This is a genomic window from Rahnella bonaserana, assembly GCF_019049675.1.
GTDB classification, from domain to species: Bacteria; Pseudomonadota; Gammaproteobacteria; order Enterobacterales; family Enterobacteriaceae; genus Rahnella; species Rahnella bonaserana.
In genome coordinates this window covers 35,659-52,050 of the sequence record NZ_JAFMOW010000049.1, presented here as the reverse complement: position 1 = coordinate 52,050, position 16,392 = coordinate 35,659, and the positions used below count along the sequence as shown (strand labels likewise).

The following is a 16,392-nucleotide window of genomic DNA, read 5'->3' as shown; positions in this document are numbered from 1 at the left end:
TTAGTGGTCATGTTGTTCATGAAAAACATCACTATCTCGGCTATTAATGGCGCCATATGTTTGTATAAAAACTGGAGGAAGTAACACCTTCAGCCCGTGTGTATATCATCTTCATTACCAGTAACCATTTAGCTCACAAGAATTGTACCGGCTCGGATAACCTGCTTCTAAGGGGTTAGAAGTACTACTGTTTACGGGTGATGCCCCGCATACGCCCCCGCGCTATATCACAGTGATGAAGTTCTTCAATCACTACAGGTAGTTACTTCGCCCAGCTTGGCTTATTCATAATATGATCCTGCCAGTCTTCGACATCGTCTTCACGCACGGCGATATAACGCACAGAGATCTGCGCCGTATGCATGGCAGATTTGGATGCTTTATTCAGCAGCGGATGCCACGGGAGCAAAGGCTTGCCCTCGCCTATCAGGCGGTAGGCGCAGGTCGGCGGCAACCAGTCAAAAGTGGTCAGGTTTTCACGTGTCAGTTTGATACAGTCTTCTTCCAGCGTAAAACGACGCTCATAGTTGCGGCACTGACAAGATTTAATATTGAGCTGATTACACGCGACGTTGGTGAAGTAAATCTCGTCCGTGTCTTCATCAATCAGCTTATGCAGGCAACATTGTCCGCAGCCGTCGCACAATGCTTCCCATTCTTCGTCAGTCATTTCAGACAGCGTTTTTTGCTGCCAAAAAGCGGGTTCAGTCATGATGTGCATCCGGTATAAATAAAATGAGGGTGCTTATATAGACGCTTTAGCCTTCAGATGCAAGTAAAGCCGCCGGAAAGCTGCTCCGGCGACATCATTGCAATGCGCTAAATCACACGGGTAGCGACTTGCTTACCATTGAGTGTAGCTAAGATTTCATCGCCCGCGTTGAGCGGCCCGACGCCGTGAGGTGTACCCGTCAGGATAATGTCACCGGCACGCAGCGTGAAGAAACGGCTCATGTAGGCAATCAGCGGCAAAATCGGCGTCAGCATGTCGCGGGTATTGCCTGACTGACGCCTTTGCCCGTTGATCTCCAGCAGCAACTCGGCCTGCTGGGCATAACCAAATTCACTGACCGGAATAAATCCGCTGATGGGACAAGAACCGTCAAACCCTTTGGCTTTTTCCCAGGGTTGTCCGGACTCTTTGAACCGGGTCTGCAAATCCCGCAACGTGAGATCCAGTGCCAGCCCGTAACCGGCGATGGCATTAGCAACGCGATCTTCCGTTGCCTGTTTAAGCGGAGTGCCGATCAGTACCGCCAGTTCGACTTCATGATGCACAGCACCGAAATCCTTCGGTATAGCGACAGGCTGACGGATGTCGCAAAGCGCCGTTTCCGGTTTGATGAACACAACCGGCTCAGCCGATCGCTGACTGCCCATCTCTTTGATATGGTCGGCGTAATTATTGCCGACACACACCACTTTGTTCACCGGAAAATCGAGTAATGCGCCGTGCCAGTCTCTGTGTTGGTACATACAGCCACTCCTTGATGTGAGGAATATCAGCCGCTGAACGGATTATGCGGTGCCGGGGCGTTCTGCACCGGTGCTGCGTCGCCGGAAACCACAGGTGTTTGCGCGCCCATAACGCCATCCGCCATCATGCCAATACTCAGCGCGAAATAGGTTGAACGGTTCCAGTGCATGATCGTACGGAAGTTATCGTAAACCAGGAAAGCCCGTCCCTGCGTATCATCCGGTGTGATAATCCATGCGCGGGTGGCTGTGGATGTCAGCGGGCTGCCGTCAACCTGCGTTACGCCAAGTTGCTGCCAGTAACGTGCCGGATGCATCTGATTGTTTTTAAGTCCTGCCAGATTGCCGTCAAAGTTAGCTGGCAATTTCACTTCCTGTCCCCAGCCCTGATCGCCTTTCCAGCCTTCTTTGGATAAATAATTGGCCGTTGAGGCAAACACATCGTCGGTGTTCTTCCAGATATCGATTTTGCCGTCGCCGTTACCGTCAGCGCCGTAAGTCAGATATGAGCTTGGCATAAATTGCGACTGCCCCATCGCACCCGCCCAGGAACCTTTCATCATGTCGCTGGTAGCTTTACCGGAATCGACAATTTTAAGCGCCGACATAAATTCTTTGGTGAAGAATGCTTCACGACGTCCTTCGAAGGCCAGCGTCGCCAGCGCAGAGAACACGTCTTCTTTCCCCTGAATTTTGCCGAAACTGCTTTCCATTGCCCACAGCGCCACAATGTACTGCGGCTGCACGCCATAGCGGTCACTGGCCTTTGTCAGCGCAGGCAAATTATTCTGCAACTGCTCCTGCCCCTGTTTAATTTTCCATTCAGGCAGTACGCGGGTCAGATAATCGTCGAGAGTAATTTTCTTCTCTAACTGATTGCGGTCAGAATTAATCACGCGGTCGACGAAATGGATATTCGCGAAGGTGCTGTCGATAGTCTGCTGGCTGATGCCCTGAGAGAGCGCTTGCGCTTTGAGTTGCTCCACATAAGCCGGGAATTCCGCGGGATCTCGTCCCTGTTCTGCCAGAGATGTTTTGCCTGAAGGCGTTGCCGGTGCGGCGGCGGCAGGCTGTGTTGCCGTAGTGGATGGCGTGGTGGTTTGCCCTGAGGTAGCTTTCTGTGCTGCACAACCGCTGAGGACAATCAGCGGTGTTAACACGGCCAGTGCCGACAATTTCATCAATTTCTTCCTTTTGACTTCTGCAAGTGATTCATCGTTCTAAGCTTTGAGCACTACAACGATGAATGCAAGTCATCACGTCCGAAAGTTCGAGGATTGCCGAAACAAATGTCTGGAATGCGTTATTTACTGGCGTCGTTCAGATGAATATTCAATAAACTTTCTACCGGCGGTGGAACCTGCAGATAATAACCCTGCTCTTCAAGAGACTGACGCACTTTGGCAATATCAGCGGTGGCCAGTTTTTCACGGTTGGCCAGATTTAGCATCATTGAGAACTGAGGCACGCCAAAACCTTTAAGTAATTCTTCAGGCACACGGGAAAAATCGTCTTTTTTTTCGACATAAAGATAAGTCTGGTCGCGTTTGGTACTTCTATAGATCACACAAAGCATTTTTTTAACTCTATTTTATTGAAACGGTGGCTTGCCTAGATATAACTGTAACTATAACATGCTTATCGTACATCGGAATATCGCCCCCCGAGTGGTATTCCGGGGATTTAGAGTTGCTGAGACTGAGTCAGGATAGATGTCACAATCGCCAATAGAACTAAAAGGCAGCAGTTTTACCTTATCGGTTGTTCATTTACATAGTTCACAACCAGAGGTTATTTATCAGGCATTACAGGAAAAAGTGGAGCAAGCTCCGGCCTTTTTGAAAAATGCCCCTGTTGTTATCAACGTTGCTTCACTCACAGGTGCAGCAAACTGGAAAGACATTCAACAGGCTGTCGCTTCTGCAGGCTTTCGCGTTGTTGGCATCAGTGGTTGTAAAGACGAAGCGCAAAAACGCGCACTTTCCCGCACCGGTTTACCGCTGCTCAGTGAAGGTCGTGCCCAGCGTATCGCTGCTGAACCACCGGTTCCTGTCGTGCCCGACAATGCCCCGGCCAAGACCCGCATTGTCAGTACCCCGGTCAGATCCGGCCAACAGATTTATGCCCGTAACAGCGACCTCATCGTGACCAACAGTGTCAGCGCAGGTGCGGAACTGATTGCCGATGGCAATATCCACATCTACGGCATGATGCGAGGCAGAGCACTGGCCGGCGCCGCAGGTGATGCAAATTGTCAGATTTTTTGCACGCAATTAGGCGCTGAACTAGTCTCTATCGCAGGGCAGTACTGGTTGAGTGATCAAATCCCGACCGATTACCTCGGTCAGGCAGCGCGCCTCAGCCTGATAAATAATGTGTTAACCATACAACCTTTAAACTAAGCCCTTTTGACAAGGAATCCTTTCATGGCACGCATCATAGTTGTTACATCGGGTAAAGGGGGCGTTGGCAAGACCACTTCAAGCGCGGCCATTGCTACCGGTTTAGCTCAAAAAGGCAAAAAGACCGTTGTTATCGATTTCGACATCGGTCTGCGTAATCTCGATTTGATTATGGGCTGTGAGCGCCGGGTGGTTTATGATTTCGTGAACGTGATCCAGGGTGATGCCACGCTGAATCAGGCGCTTATCAAAGACAAACGCACTGAAAACCTGTTTATTCTTCCGGCTTCACAGACGCGCGATAAAGATGCGCTGACCCGTGAAGGCGTGGAAAAAATCCTGAACGATTTAGCCGAGATGGAATTCGATTTCGTCGTGTGTGACTCCCCGGCAGGTATCGAAACCGGCGCGCTGATGGCATTGTATTTCGCCGATGAAGCCGTGATCACCACGAACCCTGAAGTCTCGTCCGTTCGCGACTCCGACCGTATTCTGGGTATTTTGTCTTCAAAATCCCGTCGTGCGGAACAAGGCCTGGAGCCTATCAAAGAACATCTGCTTCTTACCCGTTACAACCCGGGCCGTGTCAGCCGTGGTGACATGCTGAGCATGGAAGATGTGCTGGAAATCCTGCGCATTCCTCTGATCGGGGTTATCCCTGAAGATCAGTCTGTACTGCGGGCGTCCAACCAGGGTGAACCGGTCATTCTGGATCAGGAATCCGATGCAGGGAAAGCGTATGACGATACCGTCAGCCGTCTGCTTGGGGAAGAACGTGCATTCCGTTTCATTGAGGAAGAGAAGAAGAGTTTCCTGAAACGCCTTTTTGGGGGATAAACCATGGCATTGTTAGATTTCTTTCTGTCCCGCAAAAAATCGACAGCCAATATAGCCAAGGAACGGCTACAGATCATCGTAGCCGAACGGCGTCGAGGGGATAGTGAACCGTCGTATCTGCCTGAACTGAAACGCGATATTCTCGCGGTCATCTGTAAGTACATTAAGATTGACCCGGAAATGTTACAGGTTCAGTTCGAGCAAAAAGGTGACGATATTTCCGTACTGGAACTGAACGTCACCCTGCCAGAGTCGGAAGAAGCGCCTAAATGACAGCAGTCCATTTAGCCTGTTTACAGGTGCTTTTTTCAGCATAGCGCCCTCTGTTTCCTCAGGGGGCCACTGTCTTTTTCGCATTCCTTTCTGTTATTTTTATCTTTTATTACTATAACCACTGTATATAAAACCACTAAACGAATTGATTTCCCGCCTGTTTTCATTTATCCCTCAAAATTTTGATTAAGACTCCTCTCATTCATGATGGAATTTAATATCCATAGACTGCTTCAATTCGCCATAATTTATGACAACCAGTTATCGGCTAACCTGTTATCGCTACTTATCTTTTCAGCAAAGAATAAAAAAAGAGCGGGATATTAGCCCGCTCTTTTTATTCACTCATGGATTCACTTATCGTTCATAACGAAGTAATCAATAATTGCTCAGAATTTCATTCAGCCTTTCAGCTAACAATTTTCCGCGCCAGCCACTGATTAATTCCGGCTTTGATTCTTTATCTTTTAACTTCCAGTGATAAGTCAGCAACTGGTTAATCTGACGACGTGACGCCAGTAATTCAACGCTGAGTTTGCTCTCTTCGCTCACTGTCTGGATCAGGGCTTTGATGTCTTTGAAGACTTTACGATAGCCGGCCTGGTCGATAAGGTTCGAAATCGGTGCAGGCAGGTCAGATTCTTCCAGCGCATTAGATTCTTCCACCAGCGCCAGCAGTGTGCGTCCGTGATAGCGGATTTCCGGACCACTCAGGCCCAGCGCTTCCAGCTCGCCCAGTGAGGTCGGCTGATAGCGGGCGACCTGCCAGAGATTTTCCTCACGCACCACAAAGTTAACCGCCAGGTCGCGCTGACGCGCCTGATTAAGACGCCAGGCAGCTAACAATTTCAGGCAACCTAACTGGCGCGGACGCAGCTGGAACGCATTGCCGATTTCCAGATAAGCCAGCTCAGGTTGCAGCACTTCACTGCGGCGGCGGCAAAGCGCCTGGCACTCGTCCAGAGCCGCATCCATCCACCCTGCTTCTTCGGTTTCACGCATCAGCTGATCGGCCAGCGGCAACAGATACCACACGTCAGCAGCCGCATACACACACTGTTTTTCGCTCAGCGGACGGGCAATCCAGTCAGTGCGCGATTCACTTTTATCCAGCTCTACGCCGGTCGTTTCCGCCACCAGACGGGCAAAACCACAGGAAAGCGGACGCCCGCTGAAGGCGGCAAGTATCTGCGTATCAATCAGAGGTGAAGGCATCATGCCAAAAGCATTAAGGAAAACTTCGAGATCTTCACTGCCCGCATGAAGGAATTTGATGACATCCTGGTTAACCAGCAAATCAATGAAAGGCTGCCAGGCAGTGATCGGTAACGGATCGATAAGAGTGAGTCGTTCGCCGTCAAAAAGCTGGATCAGACCCAGTTGCGGATAATAAGTGCGGGTGCGAACAAATTCGGTATCCAGCGCAATTTTGCTATGCGCTTTGGCCTGAAGACAAACCTGCTCCAGCGCGTCATTAGTGGTGATCAACTGATAATTCAAATCTTAATTCTCTTAATCATTACTGCGTTATAACGTGACAACGCCGGACATCGCCGGCGTTAAGAATCTGACTATCACTGAACAAACGTGTTAACCGCTATGCTGCATCCTGCTTAGGATCGGCCTTGGGTTTTGCCTGCTCGTCGCGAAGTTCCCGTCTGAGGATTTTACCGACATTCGACTTCGGTAACTCATCACGGAACTCGACTATCTTCGGTACTTTGTAACCGGTTAATAACCGGCGACAGTGCGCCAGGAGTTCTTCGCTGGTCAGTGACGGGTCTTTTTTCACCACGCAAATTTTGACAATTTCACCCGACGACTCATTTGGCACACCAATGGCGGCAACTTCGAGAACTTTGTCGTGTTGTGAAACTACCTCTTCAATTTCGTTAGGGTAAACATTGAAACCGGAAACCAGGATCATGTCTTTTTTACGGTCAACAATCCGCAAGAAGCCCTGCTCGTCCACTGTAACGATATCGCCCGTCGATAACCAGCCATCTTTTAGCACCTCATCGGTTGCCGACGGTCGCTGCCAGTAACCGAGCATAACCTGAGGACCTCGTACCCACAACTCACCCGGCTCGCCCGGCGCGACGTCGTGACCGTTATCATCCACCAGACGGACCTCTGTTGACGGCACTGGCAAACCGATGCTGCCACTGTAATGTTTCAAGTCGTACGGGTTGCCAGCCACCAACGGTGAACACTCCGTCAGACCATAACCTTCCAGAAGATGCTTACCGGTCAGTTTTTCCCATTTGTCTGCCACCGATTTCTGCACAGACATCCCGCCGCCAACCGAAAGACGCAGCGTCGAGAAATCCAGTTCACGGAAATCTTCATTATTGAGCAGCGCATTAAACAGGGTATTTACCCCGCTGATGGCGGTAAACGGATATTTGGCCAGCTCTTTGACCATTCCTGATACGTCGCGCGGATTGGTGATAAGCAAGCTCTTACCGCCCAGATCGAGGAACAGCAGGCAGTTCACCGTCAGGGCAAAGATATGGTAAAGCGGAAGTGCTGTCACCACCAGCTCATGCCCCGGCTGCAAAAGCGGCGCGTACGCCGCTTTTGCCTGTTCGAGGTTTGCCTGCATGTTTCTGTGCGTCAGCATCGCGCCCTTTGCCACACCGGTCGTTCCGCCGGTATATTGCAGAAATGCCAGGTCGTCATTAATGATGTCGGGTTTGATGTATTGCAGACGACGCCCGCGTTGCAAAGCAGTACGGAACGAAATCGCATTCGGCAGATGATATTTCGGCACCAGCCGCTTGATATATTTCACCACAAAGTTGACCAGCGTGCCTTTCGCAGCAGACAGCTGATCGCCCATACGGGTCAGAAAGACGTGTTTGACCTGCGTTTTGTACACCACTTTTTCCAGTGTATGGGCAAAGTTGGATACAATCACAATGGCACTGGCGCCGCTGTCATTCAGCTGATGCTCGAGCTCGCGCGGCGTGTACAACGGATTCACGTTAACCACCACCATGCCTGCGCGCAAAACGCCAAAGAGTGCAATCGGGTATTGCAACAAATTAGGCATCATCAGCGCGACCCTGTCGCCCTTTTGTAAACCCAGCTCATTTTGCAAATAAGCGGCAAAAGCCCGGCTGCGCTCTTCAAGCTTGCGGTAGGTCATCGCCTCGCCCATGTTGATAAATGCCACACTGTCGGCGTAACGCAGCGCGGAATTTTCAAACATTTCGACCAGCGAACTGTAGCGGTCAGGATCGATGTTCTCAGGAACATCTGCCGGATATCGTTTTAGCCAAACCTTTTCCAAGGTATCACTCCTGAAATCATGTTCTGTTGCCGTCTCTATTCGACGAGTTTTATCACGTCTTTAACAATATTTTAACTCAGCTTACCAGTTGCGTTTCAAACAATGTCGAGGTTGAGAGGCGGGTCACTTTTTCTGCGCCCTTAGAATGCCAAACCCTCCGTGGCAATCTTCTGTAGCAAACTTTTATGACAATAAAAAAGGCGGCAATTAAGCCGCCTTAACAACGATCTTGTCTTAATGTTATTTCTTTGGCGGTGGCACAACAGGATGTACCACAGCCGGTTTTATTGCCGCCGGAGGGGGTGCGCCATGCGATGGCGGTGCTCCGTGCGGTGATTGCGGTCTATTCTGTGACGACGCTTTCGACCCGTGCGGGTGCCGTATTATACCAGCCGGGTCCAAACCCGCGCCCCCATGAATCATAAGGACCGCCGTAGCCGTAACCCCACGGTCCAATCGGCTGCGGAGGCATCACTACCTGTTGCTGTATACGCCAGCGTTTATAGCTGTTGACGTTAACCGTGACAAAGTCATAGGAAGTCTGGCCAATTTTGCCTTTCTCCACACCGGTAATCGGACCGACCACGGTCACCAGTTGATTGCGATAATCCACCGGATCCACAAAGCCGTTAATGTACGCCAGGATACGGCCACGCGATGCCGCACCTAAAATCGGGCGAGCACCTTCATCTAGTGGAACAGTAGCGATTTCCAGCCGGGTTCTGTTTTGTAAATTGGTCACGGAGACCACTTTGCCGCCAAAACGTGATTCCTGACCGACGTACAGACCCGGTGCGCCCTGCACTGCCTGTAAATTCATCTGAGGCGTTGCCGTAGTTCCGCGAATTTCATCCGGCACCGTGACACACCCCGTTAACACCAGAACGCTCAGTGCAACCGCACTCAGCGCCATTCTTTTACACGTTTTGCCTGATAACTGCTGAACAACAGACCACTTACCCATTACGATGACTCCTGTGCAAACTCTTAAATTTGACCGTTTTTTTATGCACAAGTTGCCATAACTCATCGGCCTGGCAGTTTTTTCCACGTCACCTCGTTGCGCAGGTAAGTCGGTTCCGCATCTTCCGGATTAACACGGACGCCATTCTCCCAGAGCTGGAGCGCCAGCGGCAGCATATCTTCCGCATGTGGCAGTAACATTTTGCCATCAAATAATTCAGCGACTGGAGATTCACCTAACAGATGAGGATAAGTCTCCCAGCCGGTTCCTACCGTCGCAAAACGGCCAGATAATTCCGCGGCGCGCGCCAGAAGCTGTTCCGGTTTGATGACTTTTTCGGTCTCTTCACCGCTCCAGTCGCCCTGCGCATTGCGGCTGAATTCACCCCAGTACACTTCACCCATGCGGGCATCAATGGCTGCAAGAACGTTATTTGCACCGGTCAGACGATACGCGCCCTGCGCCATCGTCTGTAGCGTAGACACTGGCAGCAAAGGCAGTTCCGCGCCCAGTGATAATCCCTGAGCCATACCGATACCGATACGCACGCCGGTAAAACTGCCCGGACCGCGGCCAAAAGCCAGCGCGTCGAGCTGAGTCAGGGAAAGTCCTGCTTCGGCGAGAATTTGCTGAACCAGCGGCAAAATGCGCTGGGTATGCTCGCGGGCACAGAGTTCAAAATGAGCGAGTGTTTCGCCCTGATTATAAAGCGCAACCGAACAGGCTTCTGTTGCCGTATCAATTGCTAAAATTCGCGTGGACATGCCAGACCTCAGGCGGGGAAATTAATAAGTTATACCCAAAATACGTCGGGTTGCAGGAAGGCGGCAAACTCGTGAATTCCCTGGAACTTAGATAACTAAGTGTCTGGGGGTGAGTGAGCGCAGTCAACGCATCTGCAACCTGAAATATAACGGGTATAAGAACCTTTTTCGGGGCGGCATCTTAGCATAAACAAAGGGCTATTTCTGCTCTTCGACATCCTGTAAAAATCGGATCGCTTGTGCCAGATCACGCGTGCGCGGCGTCGGCGGCAAACTGTTGAGGAAAACTTCGCCATAAGGCCGCATGACCAGCCGGTTATCGCAAATCACCATTACACCCCGGTCAGAGGTATCACGGATCAAACGCCCGACCCCCTGTTTCAGCGTGATCACCGCATCCGGTAATTGTACGTCATTGAAAGGGTCTCCGCCGCGCAGACGACAATCTTCAATCCGAGCTTTAAGCAGCGGATCGTCAGGCGAAGTGAACGGCAGCTTATCGATAATGACGCAGGACAGCGCATCACCCCGCACATCCACGCCTTCCCAGAAACTGCTGGTCGCGACCAGCAAGGCGTTACCGGCTTCGACAAACTGCGCCAGAAGCTGGCCTTTACTGGTTTCGCCCTGCAATAAAACCGGCAACGTCAGGCTGGCCCTGAATTCCTCGGCCAGTTCGCGCATCATTTTGTGAGAAGTACACAGGAAAAAGCAGCGGCCTTTGTTAGCTTCAATCAGCGGACGCAACATGCGCGCCAGTTGTTTAGAACTGCCGTTGACGTTCGATTCTGGCAAAAAGCGCGGCACGCACAAAAGTGCCTGTTTGGCGTAATCAAACGGACTGGGCAGCAGCAGCGTTTCGGCCTCATCCAGTCCGAGGCGTTCGGTAAAATGATGCAACTGATCGTTCACCGAAAGCGTCGCCGAGGTGAAAATCCACGCGCCCGGCTTCTCTTTCATCATTTCGCTGAATTTATCGGTCACGGATAACGGCGTCAGCGCCAGTACGAAATGGCGCGAGTTGCATTCATACCAGTAACTGTAACCGGGTATGGACACATCTTTCAGGCGTTTCAGCCGGTTGCGGTAGAGTGTCGCGCGTTCAAATGCAGCATCCAGCAGCGCAGAACGTCCGAGTGACAATTTCACTACGTCATAACAAAGCTCCAGCGCGTCATCGAGTAATAACAGCGCGCGTTGAATCGCGGGCTGATTAAGCACATCGCGCAGATTGCCACGAAAACCCGGTTCGCCAAGCGCCAGACGAAAATCCATCGTGCTCTGACTCAGGCGGTCGGCGCTTTTCTGTAGCTGCACCGAGTCACGTACTTCCGTGCGATAAGCGATCGTGATGTCTTTCGCCATATCGAGCAACTGACGGCTGGTCACCTGCTGACCAAAATACTGGCTGGCGATATCGGGGATCTGATGGGCTTCGTCGAAAATCATGACATCCGCTTCAGGAATCAGTTCACCGAAGCCGCTCTCTTTCACCACCATATCCGCCATAAACAGGTGATGGTTAACGACTACCACGTCGGCATCCATCGCCTTGCGACGGGCTTTTACGACAAAGCATTCTTTATACAGCGGACAGTCACTACCGAGACAGTTATCGTTGGTACTGGTCACCAGTGGCCAGACAAAACTGTCTTCCGGCACCACGTTGCAGGTGCTGATATCACCTTCTTCAGTGCTGCTTGACCAGTGACGCAGATGTGCCAGTTCGCTGAGCGCCTGACTGGCGAGATCGCCGCCGGAGAGCGATTGCTGCTCCAGACGCTCCAGACACAGGTAGTTTGAGCGCCCTTTAAGCAGCGCCAGACGGCCTTTGAAATTCAGCGCACTGGCAACTTTAGGTAAATCGCGGGAATACAGCTGATCCTGTAAGTTTTTTGAACCGGTGGAGATAATGACTTTTTTGCCGGAACGCAGTGCCGGGGCAAGATACGCATAGGTTTTACCGGTACCTGTACCGGCTTCAACCACCAGCCCTTGCTTACCACTGATGGCTTTACTCACAGCCTGCGCCATCAGACGCTGAGGTTCACGGGGTTTAAAACCTTCAATTTTCTGCGCCAGTGCGCCGTCTGTTGCGAAATCGTCTGTCACTCTGTCTCTCTACCTGTACGGATCAGCAGTGATTATGCCAATCCCTTGGCTTCACTACCACCGTCATCTGCCAATCCAACGTATTCATCCTTTGTGATACCCTTAGCGCCATCATAAGTATGTGACTAACTGGAGCTAAAAAAATGACCATCGAACGTATCCGCCCTGAGCCACGGATGTCCGACATCGTTATCCATAACGACACCATTTATTACACTGCGGTACCGGAAAATCTGGACGCGAATGCGAAAGATCAGACTGCAGAAACGCTGGCGATTATCGATGCAGCGCTGACTGAAGCGGGCTCAGACAAAAGCAAAATTCTGGATGCCACCCTGTTCCTGGTGAATAAAGAAGACTTCCCGGCCATGAACGAAGCATGGGACGCGTGGGTATCGCCGGGCAATGCACCCGTGCGCTGCACCGTGCAGGCTAATCTGATGAACCCGAAATACAAAATTGAAATCAAGATTATCGCTGCACGTTAATCGCCGAATTTCAGACATAAAAAAACCTCCCGCGGGAGGTTTTTTATATTTCAAAACGTCAACTCAGACTGCTGCGCCCGCACCAGCAACGGCTTCTTTCGCCAGTTCTGTAATGCGCGCGTAATCGCCGCTTTCCAGCGCGTCGGCTGGCACCAGCCAGGATCCACCGATACACAGCACGCTTTTCAGCGCCAGATAATCACGGTAGTTAGCCGGTGAAATGCCACCGGTCGGGCAGAAACGCACCTGCGGGAACGGACCTGCAATCGCCTGCAACGCTTTCACGCCGCCGTTGGCTTCAGCCGGGAAGAATTTGAATTCACGCAGACCCGCATCCAGACCCATCATCAGTTCCGAAACGGTGCAAATGCCTGGGATCAGCGGAATCGAACCTGCATTAGCCGCTTTGAGCAACGCATCAGTCAGGCCCGGGCTAATCGCGAACTGCGCACCGGCTTCGGTCACTTCGGCCAGTTGTTCTGGATTGAGCACTGTCCCTGCGCCAATAATGGCTTCGGGCACTTCTTTGGCAATCGCACGGATCGCATCCATCGCACACGGGGTACGTAAGGTGACTTCCAGAACGCGCACACCACCGGCAACCAGTGCTTTGGCCAGCGGAACGGCATGTTCCAGTTTATTGATAACAATCACAGGAACGACCGGCCCTGAGGTCAGAATTTGTTCCGCGCTTGTTTTCCAGTTTTTCATCTTGTTCTCCATTCATGCCCGCAGGCACCGTTGTGATTGATGGCGCGCCCCTGCCACAGGGTCCAGTAATTTTTTCAGAAAGAAGAAATTACTGGAAACCGACCACACCCGATTGGACGATACTACCCTCCCCGTCATGTCTGAAGCCGCAGCGGCGTTGGCTACATTTGTTCACCCGAATCACTGACTCATGTCAGCTCATCGGGACTCACTCACTTGCCGCCTTGCTGCAACCTCAAACATTTTGGGGAGTAATGACTCAATAAATTATTCGTTATTCAAACTCGTTCCAGGAACGGCCGTCGCGGGTGATCATCGCCACAGAAGCCACCGGCCCCCATGTCCCGGACTGATACGGTTTTGGTGCTTCGCTTTCTGCAGCCCATGCGTTCATGATGGAATCGACCCATTTCCAGGCTTCTTCAACTTCGTCACGACGCACAAACAGTGCCTGGATGCCACGCATGGTCTCCAGCAGAAGACGCTCGTAAGCATCGGCAATGTGCTGTTCATTGAAGGTTTCAGTGAAGCTCAGATCCAGCTTGGTGGTTTGCAGACGGTGTTTATGCTCCAGACCCGGTACTTTGTTCAGTACTTCGATCTCGATACCTTCGTCCGGTTGCAGACGAATCGTCAGTTTGTTCTGCGGCAACTGCTGGTAAGAATCACGGAACAGGTTCAGTGCCGGGCTCTTGAAATACACCACAACTTCTGAACATTTTGTCGGTAGACGTTTACCGGTACGCAGGTAGAACGGCACACCCGCCCACTGCCAGTTGTCGATATCCACGCGGATAGACACGAATGTTTCGGTGCTGCTGGTTTTCTTCGCGCCTTCTTCTTCAAGATAGCCTGGGACTTTTTTGCCCTGTACGAAACCGGCTGTGTACTGACCGCGTACGGTGTTTTCACGCACGTTAGACTGATCGATACGGCGCAGCGAGCGCAATACTTTCACTTTCTCATCACGGATACGGTCGGTGCTCAGATCCGCCGGTGGGGACATGGCGATCATGGTCAGAATTTGCAGCAAGTGGTTCTGGATCATGTCACGCATCTGACCCGCATCATCGAAGTAACCCCAGCGGCCTTCGATACCCACTTCTTCAGCAACGGTGATCTGCACGTGATCGATAGTGCGGTTATCCCAGTTGCTGGCGAACAGGTTGTTGGCGAAGCGCAGCGCCAGCAGGTTCAGTACCGTTTCTTTACCCAGATAATGGTCGATACGGTAAACCTGAGATTCGGCGAAATATTCAGCGACCTGATCGTTGATAACCTGAGACGACTCCAGCGAGTGGCCGAGCGGTTTTTCCATTACGACGCGCGCAGGTTCTTTGTTCAGCCCGGCTTCACCCAGACCACGGCAGATCGCACCAAAGTGGCTTGGTGCAATCGCAAAGTAGTTAATGGTGGCACGATTTTTCTGGTCAAGCATCTTGCCCAACACTTTGAAATGCTTCAGATCATTGACATCAAGGTTACAGAAATCAAGACGGGCACTGAGTTTGTCCCACAGTTCCGGATCAATTTTTTCTTTCATGAAGGTGGTCAGTGCTTCTTTGACCACTTCGGTATAGGCCGCTTTGTCCCATTCCGCACGTCCGACACCGATAATGCGGGTATCCGGGTGAATGTGACCCGCTTTCTCTAACTGATACAGGGAAGGCAACAGCTTACGGCGCGCAAGATCGCCTTTCGCACCGAAAATTACCAGATCACAAGCCTGGGCTGTCTGAGTTACCGCCATGTTCTTCTCCTCAATGCAGGAATACCTGACATATTTCTGGTTGCTCCGCGTGAGCTGCAACTCGAATTATCCCGGGTACATATTGTAATTTTATTTCAGCAACAATGTACTCTGATTGCCCGTGAGCCGTAAACCACGATCTGACAAGGTAATAACTCTGCGGAAAACCTTATTTTTATCATAAGTCTCTCAGGTGCTGTTAAAACCCACAACATCCTGTAATTTTATGACAAAACTGAACAGAATTTACCATACTGAAAGTTAGATCTCGGTCAAACTCTGACAAAAAAAGCCGTTAATTCGCCTGGCTGACGCTGCCAACGGCATTAAGCGCGTAGTATATTTTCATCAAATCAGTGCGATTTCCTCTTTTCAAAGAAATCGTTGAAACCTATGAGTGGCATGCTTATGAATACGTTGGAAAAAATCCAGACTCACCTTGACATTCTGAGCAAATCAGAACGCAAAGTTGCAGAAGTTATCCTGGCATCGCCGCATGTTGCTATTCACTCAAGTATTGCCACCCTCGCCCGCATGGCCGACGTCAGCGAACCTACTGTAAACCGTTTTTGCCGTCGTCTCGACACAAAAGGGTTTCCAGATTTTAAACTGCATCTGGCACAAAGTCTGGCAAATGGTACACCTTATGTGAACCGTAACGTGGATGAAAGCGACAGCGTCAGCGCTTACACCAGTAAAATTTTCGAGTCCGCCATGGCCAGCCTCGATCAGGTCAAAAATACCCTGGACATCGCCGCCATTAATCGCGCCGTCGATCTCCTCACTCAGGCCAAGAAAATTTCCTTCTTTGGTCTGGGCGCTTCCGCGGCGGTCGCCCATGATGCCATGAACAAGTTTTTTCGCTTTAACATTCCCGTAGTTTACTTCGACGATATTGTCATGCAGCGGATGAGCTGTATGAACTCCAGCGAAGGCGACGTAGTGGTGCTGATTTCACACACCGGAAGAACCAAAAATCTGGTCGAACTCGCCCAGCTCGCCCGTGAAAACGATGCGACGGTGATTGCCATTACTTCTTTTAATACACCTCTGGCCCATGAAGCGACGCTGGCTTTGTTACTGGATGTTCCCGAAGACACCGACGTTTATATGCCGATGGTCTCGCGAATTGCCCAGCTGACATTGATCGACGTGCTGGCAACCGGTTTTACTCTGCGCCGCGGCGCAAAATTCAGAGATAACCTGAAGCGGGTCAAAGAAGCGTTGAAAGAATCGCGCTTTGATAAAGGCACAGTTGTCCCAAACCTGCCTGAGTGAGTGAGCTTGCTCAGCGAGTAAAGGTACAAATCATTCAATAAG

16 protein-coding genes are annotated in these 16,392 nt (G+C 51.1%); 5 read left to right on the top strand and 11 right to left on the bottom strand.

Features of this window, described 5'->3' with window-relative positions; all coding sequences use genetic code 11:
- Positions 1-262: 262 nt before the first annotated feature.
- The 4 genes from J1778_RS02800 to J1778_RS02785 form a co-directional block, all read right to left on the bottom strand.
- On the bottom strand, positions 263-712 hold the full coding sequence (locus J1778_RS02800; protein ID WP_112290041.1) for a YcgN family cysteine cluster protein: 450 nt from the start codon (positions 710-712) through the stop codon (positions 263-265).
- A gap of 107 nt (positions 713-819) precedes the next feature.
- Positions 820-1,476, bottom strand: a complete 657-nt coding sequence (locus J1778_RS02795; RefSeq protein WP_217171887.1) for a fumarylacetoacetate hydrolase family protein — start codon at positions 1,474-1,476, stop codon at positions 820-822.
- A gap of 26 nt (positions 1,477-1,502) precedes the next feature.
- Entirely contained in the window at positions 1,503-2,657 is a 1,155-nt protein-coding gene (locus J1778_RS02790; protein WP_217171886.1) for a lytic murein transglycosylase, read from the bottom strand.
- 122 nt (positions 2,658-2,779) lie between these two features.
- On the bottom strand, positions 2,780-3,052 hold the full coding sequence (locus J1778_RS02785) for a YcgL domain-containing protein (RefSeq protein ID WP_013575326.1): 273 nt from the start codon (positions 3,050-3,052) through the stop codon (positions 2,780-2,782).
- Between the two features lie 136 nt (positions 3,053-3,188).
- Here J1778_RS02785 and minC point away from each other — a divergent pair, with 136 nt between their 5' ends.
- Genes minC through minE form a run of 3 tightly spaced genes read left to right on the top strand, consistent with a single transcriptional unit; the run spans position 3,189 to position 4,988 of the window.
- The gene (minC, locus tag J1778_RS02780; protein ID WP_120131196.1) at positions 3,189-3,878 is read left to right on the top strand and encodes a septum site-determining protein MinC; all 690 of its coding nucleotides are present in this window, start codon (positions 3,189-3,191) and stop codon (positions 3,876-3,878) included.
- A 24-nt stretch (positions 3,879-3,902) separates the two neighbouring features.
- Positions 3,903-4,715: a septum site-determining protein MinD gene (gene minD, locus J1778_RS02775; protein WP_013575324.1), complete on the top strand. Its 813-nt coding sequence runs from the start codon at positions 3,903-3,905 to the stop codon at positions 4,713-4,715.
- Between the two features lie 3 nt (positions 4,716-4,718).
- On the top strand, positions 4,719-4,988 hold the full coding sequence (gene minE, locus J1778_RS02770) for a cell division topological specificity factor MinE (RefSeq protein WP_112290033.1): 270 nt from the start codon (positions 4,719-4,721) through the stop codon (positions 4,986-4,988).
- 378 nt (positions 4,989-5,366) lie between these two features.
- Here the strand turns inward: minE and rnd are convergent, their stop codons facing one another.
- The 5 genes from rnd to J1778_RS02745 all read right to left on the bottom strand — a co-directional run bounded on the left by rnd (position 5,367) and on the right by J1778_RS02745 (position 12,123).
- Positions 5,367-6,488, bottom strand: coding sequence for a ribonuclease D (rnd, locus tag J1778_RS02765; protein WP_217171885.1), 1,122 nt, complete (start codon positions 6,486-6,488; stop codon positions 5,367-5,369).
- A gap of 97 nt (positions 6,489-6,585) precedes the next feature.
- Complete coding sequence (fadD, locus tag J1778_RS02760; protein ID WP_217171884.1) at positions 6,586-8,283, bottom strand: long-chain-fatty-acid--CoA ligase FadD; 1,698 nt, start codon at positions 8,281-8,283, stop codon at positions 6,586-6,588.
- Between the two features lie 343 nt (positions 8,284-8,626).
- Entirely contained in the window at positions 8,627-9,247 is a 621-nt protein-coding gene (locus J1778_RS02755; RefSeq protein WP_274388723.1) for a Slp family lipoprotein, read from the bottom strand.
- 62 nt (positions 9,248-9,309) lie between these two features.
- The gene (gene tsaB, locus J1778_RS02750; RefSeq protein ID WP_217171883.1) at positions 9,310-10,011 is read right to left on the bottom strand and encodes a tRNA (adenosine(37)-N6)-threonylcarbamoyltransferase complex dimerization subunit type 1 TsaB; all 702 of its coding nucleotides are present in this window, start codon (positions 10,009-10,011) and stop codon (positions 9,310-9,312) included.
- Between the two features lie 198 nt (positions 10,012-10,209).
- Entirely contained in the window at positions 10,210-12,123 is a 1,914-nt protein-coding gene (locus J1778_RS02745; RefSeq protein ID WP_217171882.1) for a DNA repair helicase YoaA, read from the bottom strand.
- Between the two features lie 143 nt (positions 12,124-12,266).
- On the opposite strand from J1778_RS02745, the gene J1778_RS02740 reads away from it, so the two are divergent.
- On the top strand, positions 12,267-12,611 hold the full coding sequence (locus tag J1778_RS02740) for a RidA family protein (protein ID WP_112290022.1): 345 nt from the start codon (positions 12,267-12,269) through the stop codon (positions 12,609-12,611).
- Between the two features lie 63 nt (positions 12,612-12,674).
- Here the strand turns inward: J1778_RS02740 and J1778_RS02735 are convergent, their stop codons facing one another.
- Together J1778_RS02735 and zwf are read right to left on the bottom strand one after the other, a co-directional pair.
- Entirely contained in the window at positions 12,675-13,322 is a 648-nt protein-coding gene (locus tag J1778_RS02735) for a bifunctional 4-hydroxy-2-oxoglutarate aldolase/2-dehydro-3-deoxy-phosphogluconate aldolase (protein WP_217171881.1), read from the bottom strand.
- Between the two features lie 274 nt (positions 13,323-13,596).
- Positions 13,597-15,072 (bottom strand): glucose-6-phosphate dehydrogenase, encoded by a 1,476-nt coding sequence (gene zwf, locus J1778_RS02730; protein ID WP_112290019.1) that lies wholly within the window; start codon positions 15,070-15,072, stop codon positions 13,597-13,599.
- 408 nt (positions 15,073-15,480) lie between these two features.
- Here zwf and J1778_RS02725 point away from each other — a divergent pair, with 408 nt between their 5' ends.
- Entirely contained in the window at positions 15,481-16,350 is an 870-nt protein-coding gene (locus J1778_RS02725) for a MurR/RpiR family transcriptional regulator (RefSeq protein WP_217171880.1), read from the top strand.
- Positions 16,351-16,392: the final 42 nt, after the last annotated feature.